The organism is Maribacter flavus, assembly GCF_008386635.1.
GTDB classification, from domain to species: Bacteria; Bacteroidota; Bacteroidia; order Flavobacteriales; family Flavobacteriaceae; genus Maribacter; species Maribacter flavus.
In genome coordinates this window covers 1,743,458-1,766,187 of record NZ_VUOE01000001.1, presented here as the reverse complement: position 1 = coordinate 1,766,187, position 22,730 = coordinate 1,743,458, and the positions used below count along the sequence as shown (strand labels likewise).

Genomic DNA, 22,730 nt, shown 5'->3' with positions numbered 1-22,730 from the left:
AAAATATTATTTTTTTTAGATCACCCCTTGGGCCAACATGGCATCCGCAACTTTCACGAAACCGGCTATGTTGGCACCTTTTACATAATTACAATAACCATTTTCCTCCATACCGTATTCGATACAAGAGTCGTGTATATCAGACATAATGCCCTTCAAACGCTCATCGACCTCTTCACGGGTCCAGCTAATACGCAGGGAGTTTTGGGACATTTCGAGTCCGGAAGTGGCAACACCACCTGCATTGGAAGCCTTTCCTGGGGCAAAAAGGATTTTTGCATCGTGGAAGGCATGTACGGCATCAGCAGTACAGGGCATATTGGCCCCTTCGGCAACACAGATACAACCGTTTTCCAAGAGTTTTTTGGCATCCTCTTTATTCAACTCGTTCTGGGTGGCGCAGGGCAGGGCAATATCGCATTTAACGTCCCATGGGGTTTTACCATCATGATATTTGGCATTAGGGTATTTCTTTACATACTCAGAAATACGTCCCCTTTTGTTGTTCTTTAGATCCATTACGAACTTCAGTTTGTCCGTATCGATTCCATCGGAATCATAAATGTATCCACCTGAATCCGATAGGGTTACGACCTTACCGCCCAATTGGATTACCTTTTCGGCAGCAAACTGCGCTACGTTACCAGATCCGGAAATCACGACGGTTTTACCGTCAAGATTTTCGTTTTTGGTTTTCAACATGTTTTCGGCAAAATAAACGGTACCATAACCGGTAGCCTCAGGACGAATTTTGGAACCGCCCCATGAAAGTCCTTTCCCAGTCAATACCCCGGTAAACTCGTTCCTAATTTTCTTGTACATCCCAAACAAGTATCCAATTTCCCGGGCGCCAACGCCAATATCACCTGCCGGTACATCCGTATTGGGTCCAATATGTCTATTAAGTTCCAACATAAAGGCATGGCAGAAACGCATTACCTCATCGTCAGATTTTCCCTTGGGGTCAAAATCGGATCCCCCTTTACCGCCCCCCATGGGAAGGGTGGTCAAACTATTTTTGAATACCTGTTCAAAAGCCAAAAATTTAAGGATACTGGCATTTACCGTTGGGTGAAAACGCAGGCCTCCCTTGTACGGACCAATAGCGGAATTCATTTGAATCCTATATCCCCTATTTACATGGATTTCACCTTCATCGTCAACCCATGCCACCCTAAAAGAAACCAATCGTTCCGGTTCCACCATTCTCAAAAGAATGTTCTTTCCGTTGTAAATTTCCTGTTCAGCGATATAAGGTATAACGGTATCCGCTACTTCCTGAACGGCCTGGATGAATTCCGGTTCGTGCCCGTTTCGGGCCTTCACCTCATCCATGAATGCATCTATTTTTGCTTGTATTGAGCTCATTATTGTCGTTTTAAATTATTGAATTCAAAATATATCGGCAAAATTATGTTATTATTATAATTATAAACCTAAATATTTCATAATACGCTAAAAATTATGGTATTTACGACAAACATTTAATATCCCTGAAAAATAAATAGGGTTTTCCTACAAATACTACATTAAATGAGCGATTCATCCAAAGCTTGCGATAAATCCTCAATTAGGTCGTCAACATCCTCAATTCCAACACTCAGACGTATCAAAGCATCTTCAATACCTGCCTCATCGCGTTCCTGTTTTGACATACTTCCATGGCTCATGCTTGCGGGATGCCCTACCAAACTCTCCACGCCCCCCAAAGATTCCGCCAACGTGAATATTTTTAGCCTTTCCACAAATTGTAGGGTCGCTTTATAATCACTTCCTTTTGGTACAAAGGATAGCATCCCTCCAAAGTTCACCATCTGTTTTTTAGCGATGTCATGATTGGGATGTTCCTTAAATCCGGGCCAATACACCGTATCTACCTTGGGATGCTTTCGCAGAAAATGTGCGATGGCCTCCGCATTCTCACAATGCCGTTGCATGCGGACATGTAAGGTCTTAATGCCCCGTAACACCAAAAAACTATCCATGGGTCCGGATACGGCACCGCTGGCATTTTGGATAAAATACAATCTCTTGGCCAGTATCTCGTCCTTTACCACCAAGGCCCCCAAAACCACATCACTATGGCCTCCCAAATATTTGGTTGCCGAGTGCATAACGATATCGGCACCAAGGTCCAAGGGCTTTTGCAGATAGGGCGTGGCAAAGGTGTTGTCAACAGCCAACAATAGTCCGTTTGCCGTTGCTAATTGGGAAACGGCTTCAATATCAATAATGTTCATTAAGGGATTTGTTGGTGTTTCCAACCAAATCATTTTTGTTCTCTCATTTATTTGACCCTGAACAAGGGAAACGTCTTCCATGTCCATAAAATGAAAAACGATGCCATAATTTTCAAAAACCTTTTTGAACAGGCGATAACTGCCCCCATAAAGGTCGTTGGTGGAAATGACCTCGTCACCCGGATTTAATAACTTTAATACCGCATCGATCGCTGCCAAGCCACTGGCAAAGGCCAGTCCGTAATTTCCATTTTCTATACTGGCCATTGCGTTCTCCAAGGCCGTTCTGGTAGGGTTCGCACTTCTTGAATACTGAAATCCCCTGTGGTTACCTGGAGAAGTTTGGGCAAAGGTCGATGTTTGATAAATAGGCGGCATCACGGCACCATAGGCCTTATCGGGTTCTTGACCTCCATGAATCACCTTACTGTTGAATCTCATTTTATTGGCAGCCATTCTTATTATTATTCCTACAAATGTATCGTTATCTTTTTTGGATTACAATGAAGCTTTACATTTGTCGTAGTTAGAACTACAAGCATGAAATCCTCATAGAGGGAACTTTTATGTTAAACTACATACTTCTACCTAAGGAACTATTTAAAATCAAGCTATGAACCTACTATTAAACGCATGAAACGACTACTTTCCTTATTCCTATTTAGCCTGATATTCATGGGTTGTAAAAATGACAACAGCCTCGTTTTTGAACCTTCCAATTTTGGGAACGAGCCCTGCGCCAATTGTGCCTCGGTAAGCATTTCCATACCAAAGGCCATAGGCAACAAGAAATTAGACGAAACAATCAACACTGCCCTAAGGGAAGAAATTATTTTTATCCTAAAATATGACGATGCAGTGGATGCCGGTTCCATCGATATGGCGATAAAATCGTTCCAGAACGAGTTTGCCAAATTGAAGGAAAAGTTTCCCGAGGAGTCCACGCAATGGGAAGCGTCCATCAATGGGGAGGTATCCTTTGAAAATGAACGGATGTTAACCATCCGCTTAGATTATTACCTATTTACGGGTGGAGCCCATGGCTATGGCAGTACCCGCTTTTTGAACTTTGACAAAACAAAGGCAACGGAACTTAACAATGAGGAGCTTTTTAAGGACATATTGGATTTTGAAGGTTATGCCGAAGCTAAATTCCGGGAGCAAGAAGGTATTTCATCCACAGCATCCATTAACAGCACGGGTTTCATGTTCGAAGAGGATATGTTTTACCTACCCGAGAACATGGGCTTTACCAACGAAGGCCTACAATTGTTTTACGAACAATATGAAGTGGCCTCCTATGCGGATGGCCCCATTATATTGACCTTTCCCTTTGAGGAAATCCAAAAGTTCCTTACGCTACAGACATTTTAGGAACCTTTTTTCAATAGTCTTCTTTGGGTCATGATGGTCGCCATGTGCAAACCTTCATGAAACAGGTTAAAATTGATTGCATCCTGGAGGGTATCCAATTGAAAGCCGGCACTTGTGGTATATGGTTTGTACTCTTTGAACAAACCTTCTTCCAAATCCTGTTTGGTCCAAGTAATGGTGGAGATCAGAAAATCGGCAACAATCTTAATTTCCTCATCGGTCGCGGTCCCGTCCGGGGCGGTACCCTTCATAAATTTTTCTACAAGAGCATCTGGGACCCGCATTTGGAGTCCGCTGAACTTATATACCAATATCTGTTGCGTAACGACAACATGGGCGATGTTCCACCAGATGTTGTTTCTAAAGCCGTTGGGTATCTTCAACAAATCCGCTTTTGGGGTCTGTGTTAGAACCTGGTGCAAATGTTTTCTATTTTGTAAGGTAATCGCTAATTGACTTTGCAAATCGATTGTATTTAAATGATGCCTAAAAATAGTACATTTAATCAGATTTGGGTTTCTTTGTGTTTCAATTCTATACAAGATGGGAAAAAAAATATACCACCTAGGCACCTGTAATACCTGCCAAAAAATTCTGAAGGAACTTGAACCCTTGGATGGATTTGAACTCCAGGATATAAAGTCGGCACCTATTACCGAAGCACAACTGGAAGAAATGCATTCCCTATCCCATAGTTACGAAGCGCTGTTCAGTAAGAGGGCCATGCTCTTCAGGCAAAGAGGCCTGCACGAACAGGAACTTGGGGAAACGGATTTCAAAAACCTGATTTTGGACCATTACACCTTTCTAAAGAGACCTGTCATCGTTGTGGACAACGAAATTTTCATTGGCAACAGTAAAAAGACCGTAGAAACGGCCAAAGAAGCTATTCATTCGTGAGCCGAAGAACGCTGGCCCTATTTGCCGCATTGGGAGCCACCACCATTTACGCCCTCAACCATACCATTGCCAAAGGGGTTATGCCCAATTATGTACAGCCTTTCGGGTTTATAATGCTTCGGGTGACCGGTGCGGCCGTATTGTTCTGGATTTTCTCCGTACTGGGCCCTAAGGAAAAAATTGCTAAAAGGGATTGGGGCCGACTCGCAATCTGTTCCATTTTTGGAATGGTCATCAACATGTTGGCCTTTTTCAAGGGACTTCAGTTGTCCACGCCCATAAACAGTTCCGTTTTGGTGACCATCACCCCAATTATCGTCGTGATTCTGTCAGCTGTATGGATACAGGAAAAAATAACATGGCAAAAAGCGTGCGGTATTCTCATGGGTTTTGTAGGAGCTATTTTACTAATCTTAATGGGAGCTGAAAGTCGACAGGACGCCCCAAATATTCCGTTAGGAAACATTCTTTTAATCGTAAATGCCACTGCTTACGGTACGTATCTCATTCTAGTTAAAAAACTCATAGAAAAATACCATCCCTTAACTTTGATGAAATGGCTTTTTACCATTGCGGTCATTGTCAATTTCCCCATTACGTTTACCGAGGTGGCCGCCATAAAATGGTCTTCAATACCTCCGGAAATTTATGCATCAATTGCATTTGTTGTAATTGGCACCACTTTTTTAACTTATTTATTCAATGTTTTTGCGTTGACACAGTTAAAGGCATCATCTGTAAGTGCCTTTACCTACCTTCAACCTTTAATAGGTATTTTATTTGCCCTAGGAACGGGAAAGGACAGCTTGAGCGCGATAAAAATGGCGGCCGCACTTCTTGTTCTTGCAGGAGTCTATCTAGCCAGTAGAAAACCAATTAGGGCCAAAGCCTAATTAAAATCGGAAAATTATTAAAGAACGGATAATCTACAATGCTCAAAGTGTTCTTGCATGAGTTCCGCAGCTTTGTTGGCATCCCTGTTATGCACGGCAGAGACTAAGTCCAAATGTTCCTGTAATATTTCCATAAGTGGACGCGTAAATCCTATAAGCTCCAAGGTAGGCCAGAAGTTAGATTGATTGAAGAGTTTTATTAACAAATCGTTACCACAGTTGATTACGATAAGCTCATGGAATATTCGATAAATTTTATGGAAAACATAACCGTTCTGGGGTCCCTTTTCAAAAGGTACCATCAAGTTTCGTAAATCGTCTATCCTCGCCTGTGGCGCCCTCAATGTAAAGAGCTTAATTGCTTTTGTTTCCAACGCAATTCTACAATCCAAAATATCTATGATCTCTTTTGTACTAACTTCCCTGATCATAATATTCTTGCTTGAATTGAGGGTGACAAATGACTCTTTGCAAAGTTTATTAACAGCCTCATTTAAGCAATCGATATTTGTATTTAAGAGTTGTGAAAGTTTGATTTGACAAATAGGTTCACCGGGAAGTATCCCTTTTGTTACAATTAGTTTACGGAACTTTGTGTAAACTATTTCGGAACACTTGACTGCCTGTTCTATCATTAGATAAATTATTAAATTAAATCCTACTAAAACAAACTGCCATTCCGGGGGAAGAATGTAGCTAAATTCTTAAAAGATAAATCTATAAATTTTTGGGAGTTTTGGAAAATTTACGGGTATCTTCCTTGGACAAAATTCGAAAGCCCTCGCCCTTTTCCACATTCTTGAAAGTAACTAGAAAATCCTCCGAAAGTCCCGTTAGCTTTCGAGTTTTTAAATCCATCCAGGCACCCATCATTTCACAATGAGCAAAGTTTTCCCCTTTATGGTTGTAAAAGTTGTGATGAAATTCAAAAAACTTGGCATCCTCGCTCATACCCATAATTTCCATAGACACTTTAATGGGCTTTCCAGGAAAGGCTTCCTTAAAGTAATAGATATGCTCGTAAAATACAACGGGTCCTATTTCATGTTTTGCCAAGGTGCTATGGTCAAAACCAATTTCCATTAAAAAGGCCATACGGGTGTGGCTCATATAATTTAGGTACGCCGAGTTTGCCAAATGTCGATTGGCATCCACATCGCTCCACCGTATCTCAAAATCTTTCAAGTACATTCCGAATCGTTTTTTGTTATGCATGCATAATACCTCATAAAAATACCATAGTTTTGGTTAAACAAACTAGATTCGTTCCGCTTTTTTACTTAAATTTTGAAATCAACAAAAATATTATGGCATCAAAAGCACCTTTTATCCAAAATCTGTCCTTACCCGTAATCGCCGCCCCCATGTTCCTCATTTCCGGGCCACAACTGGTCATAGAATGTTGTAAAAATGGGATCGTTGGCACTTTTCCGGCATTGAACCAGCGTACTAGTGAAGGATTCGAAGCATGGTTGATAGAAATAAAATCAGCCTTACAGGAATATGAGGAAGAAACCGGAAAAAAAGCGGCTCCCTTTGGCGTAAACCTCATTGTCCATCAAAGCAATCCAAGGTTGGAGGCAGATCTAAAACTATGTATCAAACATAAGGTACCATTGATCATTACCTCCTTGGGTGCGGTATCCCAGGTTGTGGATGCCATACACAGTTATGGCGGATTGGTATTTCACGATGTCATTAAAAAAAGACATGCCGAAAAGGCCGCGGAAGCAGGGGTGGACGGACTTATTTTAGTGGCGGCCGGGGCAGGGGGCCATGCGGGCACCATCAATCCTATGACCCTGATATCGGAAATTAAAAAATTCTATACCAAAACCATTATCCTCTCCGGATGCATAAGTACCGGGAGGGATATTGCATCGGCCCTTCAAATGGGTGCGGATTTGGCCTACATGGGTACCCGATTTATCAATACCGAAGAAAGTAAGGCAACTCCAGAATATCGGGAAATGATCATAAATGCGGGCGCGAGCGATGTTATCTATACAGCGGCGATATCCGGTGTGCATGCCAATTTTTTAGGCGCAAGTCTAAAGGCAGCAGGGATTACCGAGGAAGATTTAAAAAAAGATACCAAAATAGACTTTGGGAAGGAATTGGATACAGAGGCCAAGGCCTGGAAAACCATTTGGTCCGCCGGTCAAGGGGTAGCCACGATCGAGGACACGCTACCCGTCTCCAAATTGGTGGCCAATTTAAAATCAGTATTCAAAAAGGCGATCGAGGAACAGATCAAAGTGTTGGAAATATTTCCGAAGTAATCAATATGCCCCTAATTTCTTCAAAGTATAATCCTCCATTACTGTTCAGGCACAGTCACTTTTCCACCATTTATAACGGACTTTTCAGAAAGGTAACGGGTTTAACCCAAGTCCGGGAACGGATCCTGCTTTCGGACGGTGATTTTTTGGATTTGGATTGGAGTTATGCCACCATCCCTTCAAAAAAGGTCTGTATCATTCTCCACGGTTTGGAAGGGGATGCCCAAAGGGCATATGTGCAAGGTGCGGCCAAGATTTTAAGCGAGAACACTTTTGATGTCTGCGCCGTAAATCTCAGGGGGTGCAGCGGCGTACCCAACGAACGTTATCGCTCCTACCACTCCGGGGCCACGGAAGACCTCCAAGATGTTATTGACCATATTTTGAAGTTGGACGGGTTTGCACAAATATATCTTTACGGGTTTAGCCTGGGTGCTAACCTGCTTTTAAAATATTTGGGCGAAAATGACGATGTTCCAGAGGAAATTAAGGGCGCGGCGGCCATTTCGGTGCCTTGTCAATTGGCAGATTCGCTCGCACAATTGTTGCAGTTTAAAAATGTCTTGTATGCCAAGCGATTTAAAGGGAACCTCATCGAAAAATTAAAAATCAAGGAGGAATTATTTCCGGATAAAATTGCCAAAAGGGATATTAAGCGCGTAAAAACCCTGAAGGATTTTGACGATATTTATACCAGTAGAGCCCATGGATTTAAGGATGCCATGGATTATTACGCAAAATGTAGCTGTCTTCAATTTCTACCTTCCATTACCGTTAGCACTCTAATCGTGAATGCCGCCAACGACTCCTTTTTGGGCAAAGCCTGTTACCCAGTGAAAGAAGCGGAACATAATAAAAACATTCATTTTGAGATACCTAAATACGGGGGACATGTGGGTTTTTATGGGGACAGGAACATTACGTATACGGAACAGCGCTCCTTGGATTTTTTTAATACGTTAGTTTGATCGGGGCTTATTAAAAAACTCCCCTAACAAATAAAAATTCATATCTTAGTCCTTCCAACAATTATTAAGATTAAAATCATAAAAGAAATGCGAAAATTATTCACCTTATTGGCCCTTGGCGCCTTGGTAGTAAGCTGTGGCGAAAAGAAAGAAGAAAAGAAGGATGGTTTTGAAATGAACCGTACCAAGAAAGAGGAAATTAAGGCTACGGAAACCAGCGGTGGTGTCCCCGTGGATATGGACAACAAAGGTGTAGGGCCCATAACCAGTGTCGAGTTTGGCGATGAAATCGATGCCGACCTTGCCGCAGCGGGCGAGGAGAAATTCCAGGCCATTTGTACCGCTTGCCACATGGCGGAACAACGTATGATCGGTCCTGCCTTGAAAGGGGTGTATGAAAGAAGGAGTCCGGAGTGGGTAATGAACATGATCTTGAACCCAGATGGGATGCTCAAGGAAGATCCTATTGCCAAAGCATTATTGAAAGAGTACAACAACGCCATCATGCTGAACCAAAACCTTACGGAAGATGAGGCAAGGAGCGTAGCCGAATATCTTCGTACCTTATAATTAAGGCTGAACCTATAAACAGAAACCCTTTCTAATTTTTGGAAAGGGTTTTTTTTTGGCTCTGCCAAAGGGTTTAATACATAGGGCTAATCTCGAAATTGAAAACTTGATTATAACGAAATCCTCCTGGGCTTGCCCAGTGAGGTAGTTATTTTGCCGATGCTTCACGTTCCGCAATCAGCGCATCCATTAGGTTTCTGACTTTTTTGCTGTTCCAGTTGGATGCTCCTTTTTCCTTGACAACAATTTTTCCCGTGTGGTCGATGATATAATTTGTAGGTATGGTCTTTTCATAAAGGTCCTTTGGAGGATTCATTTTGGAAACCACGGCAGGTACTGAAAAATTCCTCTTCTCCAAAAACAGTTTTATTTTCTCCGGATGTTCATCCGAAATCATCAGAAAATCGATCTTGTCCCCATAACCCCCATACAATGCATCGATACTGGGTAGTTCCGCGATACATGGCGGGCACCAGGTAGCCCAATAACTTATAAACGTAATGTTACCATCACCTACTACTGTATGGACCGATTCCCCTTCCAAATTTTCAACTTCATAGATAAAGGAATCTAATTGTATTTGTTCCTTTTCCGATACTACACCTGGTGAAAACAGTTCTACCTTTAACCTGTTGACCATGACCATTATGGGAGTCCTTGTTTGGGGAATAATCAGCAATACAATGAACACGCCGAATAGTACATCACCAATTTTAATCGTTAGTTTTTTCAACTCTTCACTTTTTAAACGTACAGTCCCGATAATTAGACGAGGCCTTAAAAAGAAATTACACCTGTAACAAAAGTCGTGAAATCGTCACCAATAAAGAAAGTATTAATTATGGGTTCCGCAAGTCAACCAATGTTAGTGATAAAAGCCAACAGGGCACTCTTGAAAAAAAGACGAACCTTCAAGGATATCCGTGCGGAATATGAGGACCTGACAAGTAAGACCGAGTTAAAATTCAAGGAGCTTACCCCATTTCAGCAGCAAGTGATAAAGGATAGGATACGAAATCAGGCTAAAATAGACAATTTGTACAACCTTAGGGTAACGGTCATCAGTATTTTGACCATACTTTCAATTATCGTATTTCTCTATGTAAGATTTATGATATAATTGCTTGCTAGAATTTATCGGCCACTACCTTATATGTGGGATCTTCCATCACGTTAACATCAATGATCTCATCGGCATTTTTAAGCAGACGGATACAGTCCTTGCTCAAATGTCTTAAATGCACCTTCTTGCCTATCTTGGCATATCGCTCCGTAATCTTGTTCAGAGCCTCGATACCGGACATATCGGCAACCCGACTTTCCCTAAAATCGATAATGACCTCGTCCGGGTCATTGGGCACATCGAACTTTTCGGCAAAGAGCGTCGTAGAACCAAAAAACAGGGGGCCATATATTTCATAATGCTTCACCCCGTTGTCATCTACATATTTCCTGGCACGGATACGTTTGGCGTTCTCCCAAGAATAGGCCAATGCCGAGATTATAACTCCCAAGAGAACGGCCACGGCCAAATTGTGGGTGATTGCGGTAATCAAGGTAACCAGGACCATCACCACGACATCGGATTTTGGCATTTTCCCAAACGTTTTAAAACTGGCCCACTCAAACGTTCCGATGGCCACCATGAACATCAAGCCCACCAAAGCGGCCATGGGCAAACGCTCTATCAAACTGGAACCGAACATAATAAAAACCAACAACATAACGGCAGCGGTAATTCCGGACAATCGGGCCCTGGCCCCAGCCGAGGTATTTATCAAACTCTGTCCGATCATGGCACATCCTCCCATACCTGAAAGGAAACCGGACATAATATTGGCCGTTCCTTGCGCCACGCATTCCTTGTTTCCGCTACCACGGGTTTCCGTTATCTCATCGATGATGTTCAAGGTCAAAAGACTTTCGATCAGACCTACACCGGCAACAATGGCCGCATAGGGAACAATGATCTTGAATGTCTCCAGCGTAAAAGGTAACTGGGGAATGGAAAGCGGTGGAAAGCCTCCTTTGATACTCTCGCCTTCGGCCATGATATCCGCCACTTGCATGGTATCGATACCAAAACCTAAGACGATGGCTGAAACTACTAAAATGGCCACCAAGGAAGATGGAACGGCCTTGGTCAATTTGGGAAGGCCCCAAATGATGAGCATCGTTAAAAGTGTCAATCCCAACATAATGTACATTGGGCTTCCACTCAGCAAATTACCCGTAGTTTTATCATAAAAATTGGGAAACTGGGCCATGAAAATTATTATGGCCAAGCCGTTCACGAAACCGAACATCACCGGGTGTGGTACCAATCGGATAAACTTACCCAATCTTAAAAGGCCGGCACCAATCTGTAAAACCCCGGCTAGGATAACGGTTGCAAAGACATAATTCAAAATGGTCTCTGGCTCGATTCCCGGAAAGTTGCGTTTCAGCTCCAAGATCAGCCCCACAAAAACAACGGCTACGGCTCCGGTAGCCCCAGAAATCATGCCCGGTCTACCCCCAAGAATTGAGGTGACCAAGGCCAACACAAAGGCGGCGTAAAGTCCGGTCAAGGGAGAAAACCCCGGAATCAGGGCAAAAGCAATGGCCTCTGGCACCAAGGCCAAGGCCACTGTGAGTCCGGAGAGGATTTCCGTTTTGTAGTCTACCTTCTGCTTAAAATCGAATAAATTCAAATACTTGCGCACGCCTTTTTATTTTAAGGGCGCAAAAATACCATTATTTGTGGGATACCCTAGAAACCGAATGATTATTAACGATTTGGCAATCTACCAAGACTTCAGTCCCAATAATTTTTCCCCTAGCGGCGTTAATTTGGCGGTTTCGTATTTGGTCTGTTCCCAGTTTCTGGGATCCCCGGGAAAGGCATAGCCTTCGGGTGCCACCCTATTTTTCCAAGAGTTTATCCTCCAATTTTTCAAGGCTTCGTTATCCTCCTCGGCAGGCATCATGGAAATATACTGAGCAATACGCACTTTATCCCCGGAACGATTGGGCCTGATTCCATGCGGTTCCGTGCTATTAAAGATCAAAAGGTCGCCCGCCTCCATTTTTACTTTCACGATTTTATCCTCGATCCCGGTTATGTCCGGTTGGAAACGGTCACGGTCCTCAGGTTGGGTCAGTTTCCAAGTGTCATAATTTCGGTATAACCAAGGAATGCATTGAAAACCGCCCATGTTTTCATCGGTTTGGTCAGCCAAAGCAAGGACGCCTTGCACATTTTGGGGCCTGGTCTCCGGGTCGTAATCCCAATGAATAAAACCTTTTTTGTGTTCCCCTTCGCGCTGCGGAAAATTAAGGTTGGCCCGATCTATGGTCACCCAAAGTTTTTCGGTACCCCAAACATCCACAAAGGCATCATAAACCCTTTGGGTCTGGCGGTTATCCCAAAGGTATTGGTGGTTATATACTTCAACCATGCCCGTTCCGGTAAGTTCCTTCATTTTCATTTCGGCCCGTGGAGGCGCATACCAGGTGCTTTTCTCGTTGGGGTCCTTCTCATCGAACTCCCAGAGAAAAGCGGCCGTCCTCTGGGCCTGTTCCTTGGGAACGGCATTCTTAATGACTATATAGCCGTTGTGTATCCAGAACTTCCAATCTTCTTCAGATAAAACTCGTAAGGGTTTTCCGTTGGAGCGGTCGTTCAATTGTTGCTTGCTGCTGGTAGCGGTGGATGGATTCCCAGGGATATCCTGATGCGCCATGTTGCCCATGGCTACCTTTTCCTTAGACTGTTGCATATATTTTGTATTTAATTGATTGTTAATTACTGGGATAAAACTAGTGGGAATTAACTTTGGATACCACCGTAATATTGACGATTATTTGAACTATTTTAACTATAAAAAAGAATTAAAACTATTAGAATATCAATTTCGTTTATATTTAACACCCAATTGATGTGAAATGAAAGTCCAACTAGAAAGTATAAATCCCAATTCCAAGAGTCCGTTCCGGTTGTTGCACGATCCCAAACTGAGTCATCTCTTCTATTGGCATTTTCACCCGGAACTGGAACTAGTTTATATTGAAGGAGCCGATGCCAAGCGACATGTAGGCGACCATATTTCCAACTTTACCGGTAGCGACCTAGTGCTCATTGGTTCCAATATCCCCCATTTGAATTTTGATCATGGTGTTACAACATCGTACCAAAAAGAGGTAATTCATATAAAACCCAGTTTTAAGGAAAACGTATTGAACGACTACCCGGAGCTCAAACAATTGGACCGACTATTAGACCTTTCCCGTTATGGTGTAGCTTTCTCAGGAAAGACCAAGGAGGAAGTGGGCGGGCTTATGAAAACCCTTCATGAACAGGAACCCTTTGACTTTTTTATGTCCGTGATGCACATCCTGAAACGTCTTTCGCAGAGTACCGAATTTCAACTATTACATAAAACACCCTATGTTAATCCCTTCAAAAACAAGGAACAAAAAAGAATGCGAAAGATATATGCCCTTATTGACGAACGATATCAAGAAAAGATAACCTTGGAGGAGGTTGCCGATGTTTGCGGACTGACCAAACCTGCTTTTTGCCGTTATTTCAAAAAGACCACAGGAAGCACCTTTGTTTCCTTTTTGAACCAGTACCGCATCAGTCAGGCAAAACGAATGTTGTTGATGGGGAAAAATGTGGGCGAAGCCTGTTTTGAATGTGGCTTTGAAAGCCTCTCCTATTTTAACCGAAGCTTTAAGAAAATTACGGGCGAAAATCCATCGGTATTTAAAAAGGGGTATAATCTTGACAGCTAAATGACATATCTTAACTAATGGAAAAATAAATACTATGCTATCCGACATCCATCCAAAACTCCCCATGCGGGACAAGTCCAAAACCCGTGAGTATTATATCGAAAAATTGGGTTTTGAAAATTTGGGAACTTCCAATTACCCAGATTATTTGATGTTGGTCAAGGACAACATTCAAATCCATTTCTTTCTTTTCAAGAATCTGAATCCTTTGGAAAACTACGGTCAGGTCTATATAAGATGTAATAATATAGATGGATTTTACCAATCGATATTGGACCAGAAAGTGGCCATCCATCCCAACGGAAAATTGCAGGCAAAACCATGGGGGCAAAAAGAGTTTTCCCTTTTGGATCCAGACAATAACTTGTTGATGTTTGGAGAGACCATTTGATTTTTTTAAACAACTGTTTTTCAGTAATTTAAAATTGAAACAAAAAATCGCAACGGATCAACTTTAAATCTACCTTCGCGCGAAAAATCGATGACCTTACCGCAAAAAGTGAGCTTGGTGGAAAAGTTGTTCCACCAACTTGATCAGGAAACGGCTGCTTTTCAAAATACGACAGCAATCAGATGTCTTTCCGGTTGTGGCAGATGTTGCACATATCCTGATATTGAGGCCTCTCCCTTAGAGTTTCTACCATGGGCATTCCACCTGTTTTTGACCGGCGAGGCCGATAAAATGTTACAAACCCTTCGAGAACTTCAAACAACCATATGTGTAAATTATAAACCACTTTCAATTATAGACCAAGGGCATTGTAAGACCTACCGATATCGTGGACTTATTTGTCGTCTGTTTGGCTATGGCGCCAATACGGACAAATATGGCAAACTGCGCCTTGCCACGTGCAAGGTCATCAAAGAAGGACAGGCCGAAAACTTTGCTTCCGCCTCCGAAAAAATAACACAAGGTTTGTCAGTTCCCATCTTTACGGAATACTACATGCAACTCAACCAAATAGATTTCCGTCTGGGTAATATTATAGTGCCTGTCAATAAAGCACTACGCCTGGCCTTGGAAGAAGTAATGCAATACTTTGCCTATAGACCCTTGCCATTGTCCGACAAAGAATGCGTATAAACGCAATAGAATTAATCTTTGCTTTTATGGAGGTAAGCATAAGGATAAATTTAATTTACCTTGTCTCTATATTAATCCGGACACCAATTTTTTCCTCTTTTTACTTGTGAACAACGTTGGAGTCCCCAAAAAGATTTAGAAATGAACATTTATAAAGCCATCAAGGACGACCATGATATCCAACGGGAATTATGCTCCAAAATACTCAAGACTTCGGGAGATTCTGAGGAAAGAAGGGATATCTGGGAGGAATTGAAGAAGGAATTGGAAGTACATGAAGTCGCGGAAGAGCGATATTTTTATTCTCCATTGATAGATTCCGATAAGATGCAGGAAGATGCCAGGCACGGCATGGCAGAACACCATGAAATGGACGAGCTCATTGAAGAACTGGACGATACCGATATGAGTTCCCCTCATTGGCTGGCCACCATGCAAAAGTTAGCGGATAAGGTAGAGCACCATTTAAAGGATGAAGAAGAGGATTTCTTCAAGAAAGCAAAGGACATATACTCCACAGAAGAATCGGAGTCCCTCGCCAAAAGTTATGGGGATACTGTATCCCAATATAGAAAATCTTGGCCCGAAGCCATACCGGGAAAATAGAAGGTTAGTTGTTGTTTGTATAGAAAAAACCGCCAGAGATTTGAATCCTTCCGGCGGTTTTATACCATTTCTAGTTTAGGAATGAACCAAAATTTGCACTGTTAATTATTTCTGTGCCAAAGCCGTGGAAATTACAAATAGCCAGGGTTCTTTGCAATTTTCACAAAGAATGAAGGCATAGGGGAAATAAACAAGTAAATTGGCTCATTTTTAAATTGGAAATGGTATTTAACAACTAACCAACCTAAATCTATTTTGTTCGCTTCCTCACCACATCCATGGTAGGATTGGAGGTCTTTGTTCTTTTCTTGGCGACGGCACCTTTACCCGTCTTTAAATACTGCTGATAGCCCCTGCCCTTAAATTCATAAATGGTTCCGCTATCTGGATGGTATAATTCTATGGTGCCATCATTTATTACATAAAGCTCAAAATAATCATTACCGAAAAAATCATAATCCAGAGTCAGGGTCTTTAGGGAAGTATCGTTGGCAACGTCATATACCTGATAATTCCCTTCATAATCCCATTGCAGACTGCCCAAGGCCGTTCCCGGTGCATCGACCGATGAACGAAACAAATTAGGTAGAAATTGAAGAAAGTTCTCATCATCAAAATCGTTCAGTTCACCTTCCAAACTGGTATAGGATTTTTCCCAAGCATCGTATTCCTGTATTAAGTAATCGATGTTGTCATAAAATAACTGGTCATAATCAAAATTACGAATTTGATAACCTCTAAGTATGTAAGATGTATCCGTTACTGGGCTATAAAACTCTAAGGTACTACTGTTTACGGCATACACCTCCATCAGCCAAAGTCCGTCTACATCATGGTCTATTTCAACCACGCCCCTATAGGTGTCGTAAAAACCGACATCGATTCCAAATCCGTTTCCGGTCTTTCCAATCCCAACGATATTGTTGTTGGCGTAAAAGGTACCGCGGTCAAAACTTACGGTAAAGGCACGCTGAAGAAAAGGCACTTCCCCGTTCCCTCGCGTTTGATTGATATCCACGTACCAAAGATCATAGGCCTGTAAAACCTGATCCGTATTAAAGGCCGATTCTTCAATATAGGCATCCTCTACAATGACATCCGCATAACAGGAAACCAACAGGGTGGCCATAAATGTATATCCAAAAAGTAGTTTTATCGTTCTCATAAGCTTGCTTTTTAATAATACCTTTAAGAAAACAAGCACCGTGCCAAATTGACAAACCCTTTGATATACAGGGTCAAAAGCCTATTTATAATTTGGTAAATTAGCGACGTTAAATTCAGGGTATGAAGAAAGATGTAAAATTTGCGGTATTGGGCGGGGGTAGTTGGGCAACGGCCATCGTAAAGATGCTGACCGCGAATCAGGAAATGGTGGGCTGGTATATGCGGAACTCCGATGCCATTGGCTACCTAAAAATCCAGAAACACAATCCCAACTATCTTACTTCCGTTGAGTTTAAGACGGAACAGTTGTTTTTGACCGATGACATCAATGAAATTGTTAGCTATGCCGATGTGCTCATTTTTGCCATTCCTTCCGCATTTTTGATGCAGGAATTGGAGAAAATTAGCAAGCCCTTAGTGGACAAAATCATTTTTTCCGCCATAAAAGGTATTGTTCCGGAAACCGGTAAAATCGTTGGGGAACACTTTCATGACTTCCATGACATCCCCTTTGAAAATATTGGGGTGATTACGGGACCCTGCCATGCCGAGGAGGTGGCCATGGAACGACTTTCGTATTTGACCATTGCCTGTGCCGATGCCAAAAAGGCCAAAATGGTGGCCAAAAACCTGTCCAGCAACTTCATAAAAACTAAAATAACCAAGGATATTATTGGTACGGAATACGCCGCCATGCTCAAAAACATTTATGCCATAGCAGCGGGTATTGCCCACGGTTTAGGTTATGGTGACAACTTTCAAAGTGTATTGATGAGCAATGCCATCCGGGAAATGAAACGGTATACCAAACGCATCCATAAAATTGACCGAAACATAAACCAATCTGCCTATTTGGGAGACCTCTTAGTTACTGGATATTCCACATTTAGTAGAAACCGAATGTTTGGGAACATGATCGGGAAAGGCTATACCGTAAAGAGCGCCCAAATGGAAATGAGTATGGTAGCCGAAGGGTATTACGCCACCAAAAGTGCCTACCAAATCAAGAACGATTTTAAGAAAAAGGTAAAGACTCCAATTATAGACGCAGTTTACGAGGTTCTCTACGAAAATAAAAATGCCAAAAAGGTTTTTGCCGCCTTGACTGATAAGTTGGATTAGGTTCTATTCAAAGAAAAATCTGAATGCTCCTTAATCTCGCTTTCCAAGATTTCCCTCCAGGTATTTAATTGGACATCTTCCGTTTTGAAAATCCTTTTGAATTCCTTAAGAACCGGGTCCATATATTGGGTGATACTCTCTATGTCAAAATAGAGCCTTCCCGTACGTCTAATGAAGAAATCCATAGGGTTCAATACCATTTCGTTATGGATGCCAAACTCCAACTCGGCCAAAACAAGCTTGGTGGGGTTGTCCTTTTCCGTGCGTTTTTCATACCGTTCCAAAATGGATTCCGTTTGCTCCCCATAATTCGTTACCAAAAACCAGGCATCGTGTTTTGAAAAACCATTGGGCTTGATACGTTCATAGACCGAATCGATATACTTTTTTACATGTTTGTATTTCTTAAAGTTGTCGTTTCCGCAGAGCGAAATCTTATCCGTGTAACATTTTATAATCTCGGTATCATCCTCGGATTTTAATTTCTCCACAACCCTGTCAACGACACGTTCCGCCATTTTACGGTAGCCCGTGAGTTTTCCGCCTGCAATACTAATAAGTCCGGTATCGGATACAAATATTTCATCCTTCCTGGAGAGTTCGGAGGCCGATTTCCCTTCCTCGTGGATCAAAGGACGGAGTCCGGCCCAAGAGGACACGATATCATCCAGTTCCAAATTAATGTCCGGGAACATATTGTTCACTGCCGAAATAAGGTAGATGGCATCAGCAATATCCGTACGCACTTTGTCCTTGTTGTCGTTATAATTGGTATCCGTAGTACCTACATACGTAATTTTACCTCGGGGGATAGCAAACATCATTCGGCCATCGGGGATATCAAAATAAACGGATTGCTTCACGGGCAATTTCTCGTAGGGAAATACCAAATGGACCCCTTTGGTCAGATGCAATTGCTTTCCTTTTTTGGAATTGTTGAGCACCCTGAGGTCGTCTACCCATGGGCCCGCAGCGCTGATTACGTATTTGGACTTGATTTCGAAGTCGGTCGCGCTTATCTCATCCCGTACTTTTACACCGGCAACCTTTTCATTTTTATACAAAAAATCGGTCACCGAAGCGTAGTTAAGTGCCTGTGCCCCGAACATAAGGCTGGTCTTGATATTTTCGATGGTGAGCCTGGCATCGTCCGTTCTATATTCGGCATAATAACCAGCCCCATTCAATATCTTTTTAGGCAAAAGGGGCTCCAATTTTAGGGCCTCCTTTTTCTCCAACATTTGCCGTTTGTCGTCCCCGGTCACCTGGGCCAAAATATCGTAGACCTTTAGTCCTATGGACGTCAACCACTTACCATAAGAGCCATTCTCGATCAAGGGCAAAAGCATCTTTTCCGGTAATACCAAATGGGGTGCCAATTTATGGACGATGGCACGTTCAGATCCCACTTCCTTGACCAGCCAAAAATCGAACTGTTTTAAATAGCGTAAGCCCCCGTGTATCAATTTGGTGGATTTGCTACTGGTCCCTGATGCGAAATCGTTTTTCTCCAACAGGGCCACCTTCAAACCCCTGGAGGCGGCATCCAAGGCTATACCGGCCCCGGTAATCCCTCCTCCGATAATTACCAAATCAAAAGATTCCGTTTTTAACCGTTCAATATATTTCTCACGGTTTAAATTGGAAAACTGTATATGCTGCATAACTTTCTTTCTTCCTTAAAGATACTATGTAAGGCACCCGTATGTACGGCCTTACTTCTTAATTTAATGATAAATTAACAGGCCTATTCCTCTTCCCAAGCCTTGGATCGATCCACGGCCTTTTTCCATTGGGCATATAATCGTCTTCTTTTTGCCCGATCAAATTGAGGTTTGAAGATTCTGTTCATGGGCCTACTCTCATCGATATCGGACTGGGACCAAAGTCCCACCTGAATGCCCGCAAGAAAGGCGGCACCCATAGCAGTGGACTCTATCACTTCGGGGCGATGTACCTCGGTATCCAAAATATCGGCCTGAAACTGCATCAGATAGTTGTTGGCGCAGGCACCACCATCCACCCGTAAGTTCTTCAACTGTAGATCTGAGTCGTCCTCCATGGCCTTTAAAATATCCTTTGTCTGATAGGCAAGTGACTCCAAGGTCGCTTTGGCCAAGTGGGCCTTGCCCGTATCCCTCGTAAGTCCGAAAATCGCACCACGGGCATACATGTCCCAATGAGGTGCTCCAAGGCCGGCAAAGGCCGGTACCACGTACACCGAACTTTCCCCTTCAACAGATTTGGCAAGTGCCTCGGTTTCCTTGGCATCGGATATCAATTCCAAACCGTCACGCAGCCATTGTATGGCAGCCCCTGCAATGAAAATACTCCCCTCCAACGCGTAGTTCACCTTACCGTCCAAACCATAGGCAATGGTGGTCAACAATCCATTTTTGGAAAATTGGGGTTCCTCGCCAGTGTTCATCAGCATAAAACAGCCAGTCCCATAGGTGTTTTTTGCGGTTCCCTTTTTAAAACATCCCTGTCCGAACAAGGCTGCCTGTTGGTCCCCGGCAATCCCCGCTATGGGGATTTTAACTCCGTCGATTTCAAAATCCCCAAAATGGAATGCCGAGGGTTTTACTTCAGGCAACATGCTTTTTGGAATATTCATGGCACTTAATAGCCGATCGTCCCATTGTAGATTTACAATATCATACAAGAGGGTTCTTGATGCGTTGGTATAGTCCGTGAAATGGTTTTTGGTCGTGGTCATATTCCAGACCAGCCAGGAGTCGATTGTGCCGAACAACAAATCACCATTTTCCGCTTTCTTTTTGGCACCTTCCACATTGTCCAAAATCCATTTGACCTTAGTGCCCGAAAAATAAGAATCTATGACCAAGCCCGTAGTTTTTCTTACATGTTCGGTAAGTCCTTCTTTTTTTAGATGTTCGCAAATACCCGCCGTTCTTTTGTCCTGCCAAACTATGGCGTTGTAAACGGGTTTGCCCGTATTTTTGTCCCATACCACGGCAGTTTCACGTTGGTTGGTTATACCGATGGCCTTCACATCGCCCAAATCGACCTTATTATTGGAAATCAGCTCCTTTAAAACGCCCAACTGGGTTTCCAGAATTTCAATGGCATCGTGCTCCACCCAGCCCGATTTAGGAAAAATCTGTTTGAACTCTTTCTGAACCATCCCCTGGATCCTCCCTTGCTCATCTACCAACAACGCACGAGAACTCGTCGTTCCCTGATCTAACGATATTATATAAGCTCCCATAAAATCAATTGAATTTAATTATGGCCTCTTCGGCATGTTTGGAGAAAGATACTAGGATTTGGCCAGTTTTCAAAGGAAGGTAAAAAAGCGGTTTCTTTCACTAGACGGATTTCTCCCAGGAATATTCGCGTTCCACCTTACAAATTCGAACCGTGTAGTTTTGGTACCAGTCTTTTATTCCTTTGGATTGAGCAAGTACGTGTTCAGAATTTTTTCTCCAATTGGCAATGGCTTCCAGACTTTCCCAGTAGCTAACGGTTATGCCAATTTCCTCCCTAGCACTCTCTATGCCCAAATATCCGGGTTGGGTCTTGGCCAGGTCTTCCATGGTTTTTGCCATTTCAGAATAACCATGATCCCCTTCAGTGCGGATGGAAGTAAAGATAACGGCGTAATAGCTGGGTTTTTTCACATGTCTTAAATGGGATTAAAAGATTAATTTTAACCATTTACTGTTGTACAGGTATTTAACATACAACAACAAATCCCTCGATGAGGGTTTCATTTAGTGGATAAATTCCTTCTCCAAAAAATAATCGACAATAGCTTCCTTCATCAAAACGGCCTGTTCCCCGGCTTTTAAGGGAGGAAGACTCTCCTTGATCTTGTAATGGGGCCATCCGTCGTCATCAAAAAAATCAAATTCGTAATATCCATAGGGCTCCAATAACCTGCAGATGGCGATATGCATCAAATCTAGTTTATCATCCTTCTTATACTTTCTGTGATATTGCCCCAGCTCCTGTACACCTACAAGGTAAATGATGGCATCCAGTTCCAATGGGTCTCCATCAGAAAATCTATTGGACAATTTCTGTACCAATAGTTCCCATCGTTCCTTCAACAAAGTGTCCCTGGCCATATTATTTTTTATAAGATTCCTCTTGTAAATCAAAGTCATAAAGGTACTAATCTAAAGTTTTATATTTGTTCAAATTGCTGAAATGAATTTTTTGGACATTGTATTGGGTCTATTGCTTTTATGGGGTCTTTGGAAAGGTCTCAGCAATGGACTTTTATTAGAGATTGCCGCTATTCTGGCCCTTATTGCCGGTATTTATGGAGCTATCCATTTTTCGTATATCGCAGGTGATTATTTATCCCAAAGGATGGACTGGGATGAAAAGTTCATCAATATCGCATCCTTGATCATCACCTTTATCATCATCGTGCTGGTCGTGCATGTGCTAGGAAAAATTCTGACTAAAATCGTCGATATAGCCATGTTGGGCATCTTGAATAAACTGGCAGGAGCCCTTTTTGGTATACTAAAAGTAGCCGTAATCTTAGGAGCGCTTCTGGTTTTCATAGAGCGACTTAACGGCAATTTTGAATTGCCTAGCCAAGAAATGAAGACCAATTCCGTTCTGTACGTCCCTTTAATAGAGATTGGTACCTTCCTTTTTGATAATGTACTGCAAAGTAACATGACTGAATAACTCCCCTTTATCGACCAAAAACAACATACTCCCGACCAAATACATTTTCTCCCAAATTCTAGGCATTTGGTCGA

General features: G+C 42.5%; 26 protein-coding genes. 13 read left to right on the top strand and 13 right to left on the bottom strand.

Features of this window, described 5'->3' with window-relative positions; all coding sequences use genetic code 11:
• Window positions 1-15: 15 nt before the first annotated feature.
• Both gdhA and F0361_RS07700 read right to left on the bottom strand, forming a co-directional pair.
• Window positions 16-1,359, bottom strand: a complete 1,344-nt coding sequence (gdhA, locus tag F0361_RS07705; RefSeq protein WP_138257328.1) for an NADP-specific glutamate dehydrogenase — start codon at window positions 1,357-1,359, stop codon at window positions 16-18.
• A 170-nt stretch (window positions 1,360-1,529) separates the two neighbouring features.
• Window positions 1,530-2,696, bottom strand: a complete 1,167-nt coding sequence (locus tag F0361_RS07700; protein WP_246160830.1) for a cystathionine gamma-synthase — start codon at window positions 2,694-2,696, stop codon at window positions 1,530-1,532.
• A 177-nt stretch (window positions 2,697-2,873) separates the two neighbouring features.
• On the opposite strand from F0361_RS07700, the gene F0361_RS07695 reads away from it, so the two are divergent.
• The gene (locus F0361_RS07695; protein WP_154917902.1) at window positions 2,874-3,614 is read left to right on the top strand and encodes a DUF3298 and DUF4163 domain-containing protein; all 741 of its coding nucleotides are present in this window, start codon (window positions 2,874-2,876) and stop codon (window positions 3,612-3,614) included.
• Here F0361_RS07695 and F0361_RS07690 read toward each other — a convergent pair.
• Window positions 3,611-4,078 (bottom strand): DinB family protein, encoded by a 468-nt coding sequence (locus tag F0361_RS07690; protein ID WP_154917901.1) that lies wholly within the window; start codon window positions 4,076-4,078, stop codon window positions 3,611-3,613. The two genes, F0361_RS07695 and F0361_RS07690, sit on opposite strands and share 4 nt — an antisense overlap.
• Window positions 4,079-4,157: 79 nt before the next feature.
• Here F0361_RS07690 and F0361_RS07685 point away from each other — a divergent pair, with 79 nt between their 5' ends.
• Window positions 4,158-4,514: an arsenate reductase family protein gene (locus tag F0361_RS07685; RefSeq protein ID WP_154917900.1), complete on the top strand. Its 357-nt coding sequence runs from the start codon at window positions 4,158-4,160 to the stop codon at window positions 4,512-4,514.
• Window positions 4,511-5,407, top strand: a complete 897-nt coding sequence (locus F0361_RS07680) for a DMT family transporter (protein ID WP_154917899.1) — start codon at window positions 4,511-4,513, stop codon at window positions 5,405-5,407. The genes F0361_RS07685 and F0361_RS07680 overlap by 4 nt, the downstream gene beginning before the upstream one ends.
• Before the next feature lie 17 nt (window positions 5,408-5,424).
• On the opposite strand, the gene F0361_RS07675 is transcribed toward F0361_RS07680, so the two are convergent.
• Together F0361_RS07675 and F0361_RS07670 are read right to left on the bottom strand one after the other, a co-directional pair.
• Window positions 5,425-5,838: a GntR family transcriptional regulator gene (locus F0361_RS07675; RefSeq protein WP_161598218.1), complete on the bottom strand. Its 414-nt coding sequence runs from the start codon at window positions 5,836-5,838 to the stop codon at window positions 5,425-5,427.
• A 286-nt stretch (window positions 5,839-6,124) separates the two neighbouring features.
• The gene (locus tag F0361_RS07670; protein WP_138256842.1) at window positions 6,125-6,598 is read right to left on the bottom strand and encodes an acyl-CoA thioesterase; all 474 of its coding nucleotides are present in this window, start codon (window positions 6,596-6,598) and stop codon (window positions 6,125-6,127) included.
• A gap of 116 nt (window positions 6,599-6,714) precedes the next feature.
• On the opposite strand from F0361_RS07670, the gene F0361_RS07665 reads away from it, so the two are divergent.
• From F0361_RS07665 to F0361_RS07655, 3 genes are all read left to right on the top strand, one after another.
• A complete protein-coding gene (locus F0361_RS07665; RefSeq protein WP_154917897.1) occupies window positions 6,715-7,689 on the top strand; it encodes an NAD(P)H-dependent flavin oxidoreductase in 975 nt (324 codons plus the stop codon).
• Between the two features lie 5 nt (window positions 7,690-7,694).
• Entirely contained in the window at window positions 7,695-8,657 is a 963-nt protein-coding gene (locus F0361_RS07660) for a YheT family hydrolase (protein ID WP_138256840.1), read from the top strand.
• Between the two features lie 87 nt (window positions 8,658-8,744).
• Window positions 8,745-9,227: a c-type cytochrome gene (locus tag F0361_RS07655; protein ID WP_138256839.1), complete on the top strand. Its 483-nt coding sequence runs from the start codon at window positions 8,745-8,747 to the stop codon at window positions 9,225-9,227.
• Window positions 9,228-9,375: 148 nt separating this feature from the next.
• Here the strand turns inward: F0361_RS07655 and F0361_RS07650 are convergent, their stop codons facing one another.
• On the bottom strand, window positions 9,376-9,960 hold the full coding sequence (locus tag F0361_RS07650) for a TlpA family protein disulfide reductase (protein ID WP_154917896.1): 585 nt from the start codon (window positions 9,958-9,960) through the stop codon (window positions 9,376-9,378).
• 159 nt (window positions 9,961-10,119) lie between these two features.
• Here F0361_RS07650 and F0361_RS07645 point away from each other — a divergent pair, with 159 nt between their 5' ends.
• Window positions 10,120-10,347, top strand: coding sequence for a hypothetical protein (locus tag F0361_RS07645; protein WP_154917895.1), 228 nt, complete (start codon window positions 10,120-10,122; stop codon window positions 10,345-10,347).
• 7 nt (window positions 10,348-10,354) lie between these two features.
• Here the strand turns inward: F0361_RS07645 and F0361_RS07640 are convergent, their stop codons facing one another.
• Window positions 10,355-11,932 (bottom strand): SulP family inorganic anion transporter, encoded by a 1,578-nt coding sequence (locus F0361_RS07640; RefSeq protein WP_154917894.1) that lies wholly within the window; start codon window positions 11,930-11,932, stop codon window positions 10,355-10,357.
• 81 nt (window positions 11,933-12,013) lie between these two features.
• Window positions 12,014-12,988, bottom strand: a complete 975-nt coding sequence (locus F0361_RS07635; protein ID WP_154917893.1) for a phytanoyl-CoA dioxygenase family protein — start codon at window positions 12,986-12,988, stop codon at window positions 12,014-12,016.
• A 166-nt stretch (window positions 12,989-13,154) separates the two neighbouring features.
• Here F0361_RS07635 and F0361_RS07630 point away from each other — a divergent pair, with 166 nt between their 5' ends.
• From F0361_RS07630 to F0361_RS07615, 4 genes are all read left to right on the top strand, one after another.
• A complete protein-coding gene (locus tag F0361_RS07630) occupies window positions 13,155-14,006 on the top strand; it encodes an AraC family transcriptional regulator (protein WP_154917892.1) in 852 nt (283 codons plus the stop codon).
• A 34-nt stretch (window positions 14,007-14,040) separates the two neighbouring features.
• Window positions 14,041-14,397, top strand: a complete 357-nt coding sequence (locus F0361_RS07625) for a bleomycin resistance protein (RefSeq protein WP_154917891.1) — start codon at window positions 14,041-14,043, stop codon at window positions 14,395-14,397.
• A 90-nt stretch (window positions 14,398-14,487) separates the two neighbouring features.
• Window positions 14,488-15,090, top strand: coding sequence for a YkgJ family cysteine cluster protein (locus F0361_RS07620; RefSeq protein ID WP_154917890.1), 603 nt, complete (start codon window positions 14,488-14,490; stop codon window positions 15,088-15,090).
• 141 nt (window positions 15,091-15,231) lie between these two features.
• Window positions 15,232-15,696 carry a hemerythrin domain-containing protein gene (locus F0361_RS07615; protein ID WP_138256831.1) on the top strand — a complete coding sequence of 155 codons (465 nt, stop codon included), beginning with the start codon at window positions 15,232-15,234 and terminating at the stop codon, window positions 15,694-15,696.
• Window positions 15,697-15,946: 250 nt separating this feature from the next.
• Here the strand turns inward: F0361_RS07615 and F0361_RS07610 are convergent, their stop codons facing one another.
• Window positions 15,947-16,861, bottom strand: coding sequence for a nicotinic acid mononucleotide adenyltransferase (locus F0361_RS07610; protein ID WP_154917889.1), 915 nt, complete (start codon window positions 16,859-16,861; stop codon window positions 15,947-15,949).
• Between the two features lie 122 nt (window positions 16,862-16,983).
• Here F0361_RS07610 and F0361_RS07605 point away from each other — a divergent pair, with 122 nt between their 5' ends.
• A complete protein-coding gene (locus tag F0361_RS07605) occupies window positions 16,984-17,985 on the top strand; it encodes an NAD(P)H-dependent glycerol-3-phosphate dehydrogenase (protein WP_154917888.1) in 1,002 nt (333 codons plus the stop codon).
• Here the strand turns inward: F0361_RS07605 and F0361_RS07600 are convergent.
• The 4 genes from F0361_RS07600 to F0361_RS07585 form a co-directional block, all read right to left on the bottom strand.
• On the bottom strand, window positions 17,982-19,649 hold the full coding sequence (locus F0361_RS07600) for a glycerol-3-phosphate dehydrogenase/oxidase (protein ID WP_154917887.1): 1,668 nt from the start codon (window positions 19,647-19,649) through the stop codon (window positions 17,982-17,984). The two genes, F0361_RS07605 and F0361_RS07600, sit on opposite strands and share 4 nt — an antisense overlap.
• An 83-nt stretch (window positions 19,650-19,732) precedes the next feature.
• Window positions 19,733-21,217, bottom strand: coding sequence for a glycerol kinase GlpK (gene glpK / locus F0361_RS07595; RefSeq protein WP_154917886.1), 1,485 nt, complete (start codon window positions 21,215-21,217; stop codon window positions 19,733-19,735).
• 100 nt (window positions 21,218-21,317) lie between these two features.
• Window positions 21,318-21,629: an antibiotic biosynthesis monooxygenase family protein gene (locus F0361_RS07590; protein ID WP_154917885.1), complete on the bottom strand. Its 312-nt coding sequence runs from the start codon at window positions 21,627-21,629 to the stop codon at window positions 21,318-21,320.
• A gap of 93 nt (window positions 21,630-21,722) precedes the next feature.
• A complete protein-coding gene (locus tag F0361_RS07585; RefSeq protein ID WP_138256824.1) occupies window positions 21,723-22,079 on the bottom strand; it encodes a hypothetical protein in 357 nt (118 codons plus the stop codon).
• 82 nt (window positions 22,080-22,161) lie between these two features.
• Here F0361_RS07585 and F0361_RS07580 point away from each other — a divergent pair, with 82 nt between their 5' ends.
• Window positions 22,162-22,656, top strand: coding sequence for a CvpA family protein (locus F0361_RS07580; RefSeq protein WP_138256823.1), 495 nt, complete (start codon window positions 22,162-22,164; stop codon window positions 22,654-22,656).
• Window positions 22,657-22,730: the final 74 nt, after the last annotated feature.